The sequence below is a fragment of the Phyllobacterium sp. P5_D12 genome, assembly GCF_054049495.1.
The window spans coordinates 1-5000 of the sequence record NZ_JBFUMG010000077.1; the positions used below are offsets into that span (position 1 = coordinate 1).

The following is a 5000-nucleotide window of genomic DNA, read 5'->3' on the forward strand; positions in this document are numbered from 1 at the left end:
GACCAGCGTTGGTCCTGGAACGCCAGGCGGTGAACTGATGCGGCGCTACTGGCTGCCGATCGCGCCTTTTGCTGAACTCCTGGAAAATCCGGTCAAGAAAGTACGCATCCTTGGCGAAGATCTCACACTGTACAAGGACAAGAGCGGTAATCTGGGTTTGATCGGCGACCGTTGTCTGCACCGTAATGTCGATATGAAATTCGGCATTCCGGACGAATGCGGATTGCGCTGCCCCTATCACGGCTGGCTCTACAACGAGACTGGCAATTGCGTCGAACGGCCAATGGAGGGCGCTCCACAAGCCGCGATCAAACAGAAGCTCAAGGGCTATCCGGTGCGCGAACTTGGCGGCCTCGTGTTCGCCTATATGGGTCCGCTTCCGGCCCCGGACCTGCCCCGATGGGATCTGCTGGTGTGGCCGAATGCCATTCGCCAGATCGGCATCAACATCATCGACTGCAACTGGCTGCAGTGCCAGGAAAACACCGGCGACCCGACACATAGCGCTTGGGCGCATGGTCACATGTTCGAATATGTGCTGGAAAAGAAGGGGCAACTCGAGGACCGCAGTTCCGACAATATGCATACGCTGCATCAACGCAAACGTGTGGGCGTCGGGATTAAGGAAATCTACGCCAATCAAACCGAGCATGGATTCCGCAAGGGCATCCGCTATTCCAAGGCGCTTGGTGCGGATTCCGACAAGGATCAGGAGCATTCCACCGTCATTTTCCCGTTCTACACACAGACGGGCAAAACGGGCGCGACGCGCAGCGAATATCAGATCCGCGTGCCTATCGATGATACGCACACCTATCACATCTGCTATCAGGCCTATTCGGCCCCGCCCGGAGTCGAGGCCCCCAACCAGGATGTCGTGCCATACTATATTCCGCCGACGCATGACGAGAAGGGCGAACCGATCCTCGACTATGTTCTCGCCCAGGATGCAATCGTCTGGGTTGCGCAGGGCCCGATAGCGGATCGCACCACGGAACTGCTTGGCCGTACCGACATTCCGATTGTGGTATTGCGCCGTCAGCTCGACGAGCAGATCAAGCGCGTTGAACAGGGTCTGGAGCCGATGAATTTCTTCTGGAAGAGCCCGGATATGATTCACCCTACCGGCTCGCCACCTGACTATTCCAAGCCCGAGACGCTGATCAAACACGGCTTCCGCAAGTATTACCACAAGGGCTTTGCCAATGACGACGCCGATCGCTACGGTCCGTTGATTGAAACGGTCAAGGATCTGCATCGCAAGATCGAGGAATACGACATCAAGCGTGCCGGGCAAGCGGCGGCCGAACACGCCTAGGCTATCGCTATCGCGCCCGCGCCGCCAGACTTTAAAGATTGGCGGCGCGGCTTTTCGAGCTGGAGCAGGATTGAAATGCCAATTACACGCGAAGCCATCGATGYTGTCCTCAAGGATCTGATCGATCAGGTACCAACCATGTCTGTAAGGTCGGTCACCCTGACGCCGTCGGTGCCAATCGAGGGACAGAACATAGTTGCTCGCATCGATGTTTCAAAGAGCCGTCACGTCCTGTGCGAGATCACGCCCGGTGGCAGCCTCCAGTCGGCACGGGTCATAGAGAGCTGAACCTTCCGCAATAAAAGAATCCGAGACGGCTGACGGGTCCCACCGACTGCCGATGCATATCTGGAGGAACACATGAAACAGCGCCGCGTCGGATCGACCGATCTCAGCATATCTGAAATCGGTTTTGGTTGTGGCGGCAATGCCGGTCTCATGGTGAGCGGCGAATATGCCGAGCAACTGCGCGTTATTGCGCAAGCCCTGGAATGTGGCATTAACTACTTCGACAATGCGCCTGACTATGGCACTGGTGCGGCTGAAGTTAATCTCGGCCGTGTGCTGAAAGAACTCAGCGCTGATCCCGTTATCAATACCAAGGTCGAGATCCGTGCCGAGAACCTTGATGATATAGCTGGACATATCGAGCGGTCCGTCGAAGAAAGTTTGCGCCGGCTCAAACGCGACACGATGGATATCGTCCAGATTCATAATGGGCCTGTCGCCACAAAGCCTGTCATGGAAGCTAAGTACTACGCCACGCTTTGGACTGAAGACTATCATCGGCCAGGTGGCGTACTGGAAGGTGTCGACGCCATTCTCCGGAAGGGCAAGGCGCGTCATGCTGGGTTCGTGTGTCGCGGCAACGATATTGATCAGGTGCGTCAACTCCTTGATACCGGCCTCTTCCAAATGATCAACGTACCTTACACATTGTTGAACCCGAGCGCCGGCTATTCCCAATCGAGCCGCATCGGCGTCAAACCCGATTACGGCAACGTCATCAATGTCGCCAAGGCTGCTGGTTGCGGGGTTGCGGTATTCAGCCCGCTTGCCGGCGGCGTTCTGACCGATGCCATATTGCGCGGGCAACAAACGCATCCGCTTGCACGCACGAAGAATATTGAAACGCTGGAAGCAAAAGGCGTTTTGCACAAGGCGCGGGAATTTCAGGCGCTGGCTGCTCGTGAACATATGGAACTCGTCGAACTCGCGTACAGGTTCATCCTCAGCAGTACGTCTGTGACGACTCTCTTAGGTGGTATCACCGCGGCAGAACAGCTGATGGCAGCAGAGACAGCTTCCAATGCAGGACCATTGCCGCAGAGTCTCCTGACAGACATCGAAACCATCTGGCACCGCTGAGTCTGCCAGTGCAAACGTCGGCCCGAGACTGAGAGGCGTCTACAAACACAAAAACCCCGCTTGATGCGGGGTTTTTGTGTTTTGATCTGAGTTGACCGAGAAGCTGGGAATGATCTGGTTGCGGGGACAGGATTTGCCGTTCGGGATGTCAATCAGTCCACGGGACTGATTGACCGGCTGCGCCGGATGTCCCTCACCCTTCAGGTTCTGAGCCTGACGGTGGTGGCAGATAGAGTGTGTTGTGTTTTGATCTGGTTGCGGGGACAGGATTTGAACCTGTGACCTTCAGGTTATGAGCCTGACGAGCTACCGGGCTGCTCCACCCCGCGTCATAGTTCTGTTGTTGTTGTGAGATTTGTTTATGAACGTTGCGTTTGGCAGACCTGGCAGCGACCTACTCTCCCGCGTCTTGAGACGAAGTACCATTGGCGCAGGGGCGTTTCACGGCCGAGTTCGGAATGGGATCGGGTGCAGCCACCCCGCTGTAACCACCAGGTCAGCAAAGCGCAACGTTCACGCATGCGGTTTTTCAGGCGCATGCGATACAAATGAGAAGCTGGAGTTTTTTGTTTTAGTTGGCGGCTGGCAACCTTCGGGCGAAGCCCGCAAGGCCGACCGGCCGTCGCGGCGTGTGCCGCGCGCTGTCGCAGCGCCCGCACCAAAGGTGCGATACGGCGCGTGAGACAAATCCAATTCATCTGACTGCGTCAGATGGATATGAGTAATGAGAATGATCAAGCCAATCGAGCTATTAGTACCGGTAAGCTTCATGCGTTGCCGCACTTCCACACCCGGCCTATCAACGTGGTGGTCTTCCACGGCTCTGATAGGGAATACTCGTTTTCAGGTGGGTTTCCCGCTTAGATGCCTTCAGCGGTTATCCCGTCCGTATATAGCTACCCTGCTATGCGGCTGGCGCCACAACAGGTCCACCAGAGATACGTCCATCCCGGTCCTCTCGTACTAGGGACAGATCCTGTCAATATTCCTACACCCACGGCAGATAGGGACCGAACTGTCTCACGACGTTCTGAACCCAACTCACGTACCGCTTTAAATGGCGAACAGCCATACCCTTGGGACCTGCTCCAGCCCCAGGATGCGATGAGTCGACATCGAGGTGCCAAACAACCCCGTCGATATGGACTCTTGGGGGTCATCAGCCTGTTATCCCCGGCGTACCTTTTATCCGTTGAGCGATGGCCCTTCCACGCGGGACCACCGGATCACTATGACCGACTTTCGTCTCTGCTCGACTTGTCAGTCTCGCAGTCAGGCGGGCTTATGCCATTGCACTCGACGACCGATTTCCGACCGGTCTGAGCCCACCATCGCGCGCCTCCGTTACTCTTTAGGAGGCGACCGCCCCAGTCAAACTACCCACCATACACTGTCCTGGATCCGGATAACGGACCGCAGTTAGACATCCATATAGGTAAGGGTGGTATTTCAAGGATGACTCCACGAAGGCTGGCGCCCCCGCTTCAAAGTCTACCACCTATCCTACACATGCCGACACGAATGCCAGTGTAAAGCTATAGTAAAGGTGCACGGGGTCTTTCCGTCTAACCGCAGGAACCCCGCATCTTCACGGGGAATTCAATTTCACTGAGTCTGCGTTGGAGACAGCGGGGAAGTCGTTACGCCATTCGTGCAGGTCGGAACTTACCCGACAAGGAATTTCGCTACCTTAGGACCGTTATAGTTACGGCCGCCGTTTACTGGGGCTTCGATTCAAAGCTTGCACCTCTCCTCTTAACCTTCCAGCACCGGGCAGGCGTCAGACCCTATACGTCGTCTTGCGACTTCGCAGAGCCCTGTGTTTTTGGTAAACAGTCGCTACCCCCTGGTCTGTGCCACCCTCCTCGACTTGCGTCAAAAAGGGTCACGCTTCTTCCGAAGTTACGCGTGCAATTTGCCGAGTTCCTTCAACGCAGTTYTCTCAAGCGCCTTGGTATTCTCTACCAGTCCACCAGTGTCGGTTTAGGGTACGGTCTATACGCGGGAGCTATTTCCTGGGACCGCTTCGAAGCCCCTCCAATCCAATAAGGAGGAACAACACACGCGATCCGTCACTACCCGCAGGCCCACGAATATTAACGTGGTTCCCATCGACTACGCCTTTCGGCCTCGCCTTAGGGGCCGGCTAACCCTGCTCAGATTAACTTTAAGCAGGAACCCTTGGACTTTCGGCGAGGGAGTCTCTCACTCCCTTTATCGTTACTCATGTCAGCATTCTCACTTCTGATACCTCCAAAGGCCCTCACGGGTCCCTCTTCAACGGCTTACAGAACGCTCCGCTACCACTTGCTTA

The 5000-nt window shown here is 55.9% G+C and carries 3 protein-coding genes, 1 tRNA gene and 2 rRNA genes (1 of these 6 running past the window's edge); 3 read left to right on the top strand and 3 right to left on the bottom strand.

The window, feature by feature from the left end:
• The 3 genes from ACXJ5O_RS07930 to ACXJ5O_RS07940 all read left to right on the top strand — a co-directional run.
• A partial coding sequence (locus ACXJ5O_RS07930) for a Rieske 2Fe-2S domain-containing protein (RefSeq protein ID WP_457299414.1) occupies window positions 1–1318 on the top strand: 1318 nt, incomplete at its 5' end.
• Between the two features lie 75 nt (window positions 1319–1393).
• Window positions 1394–1606: a hypothetical protein gene (locus ACXJ5O_RS07935; protein WP_457299415.1), complete on the top strand. Its 213-nt coding sequence runs from the start codon at window positions 1394–1396 to the stop codon at window positions 1604–1606.
• A 72-nt stretch (window positions 1607–1678) separates the two neighbouring features.
• The gene (locus tag ACXJ5O_RS07940) at window positions 1679–2686 is read left to right on the top strand and encodes an aldo/keto reductase (RefSeq protein ID WP_457299416.1); all 1008 of its coding nucleotides are present in this window, start codon (window positions 1679–1681) and stop codon (window positions 2684–2686) included.
• Between the two features lie 252 nt (window positions 2687–2938).
• On the opposite strand, the gene ACXJ5O_RS07945 is transcribed toward ACXJ5O_RS07940, so the two are convergent.
• From ACXJ5O_RS07945 to ACXJ5O_RS07955, 3 genes are all read right to left on the bottom strand, one after another.
• Window positions 2939–3015, bottom strand: a tRNA-Met gene (locus ACXJ5O_RS07945).
• Between the two features lie 52 nt (window positions 3016–3067).
• A 5S ribosomal RNA gene (gene rrf, locus ACXJ5O_RS07950) occupies window positions 3068–3182 on the bottom strand.
• A 234-nt stretch (window positions 3183–3416) separates the two neighbouring features.
• A 23S ribosomal RNA gene (locus ACXJ5O_RS07955) occupies window positions 3417–5000 on the bottom strand (it continues 1407 nt past the right edge of the window).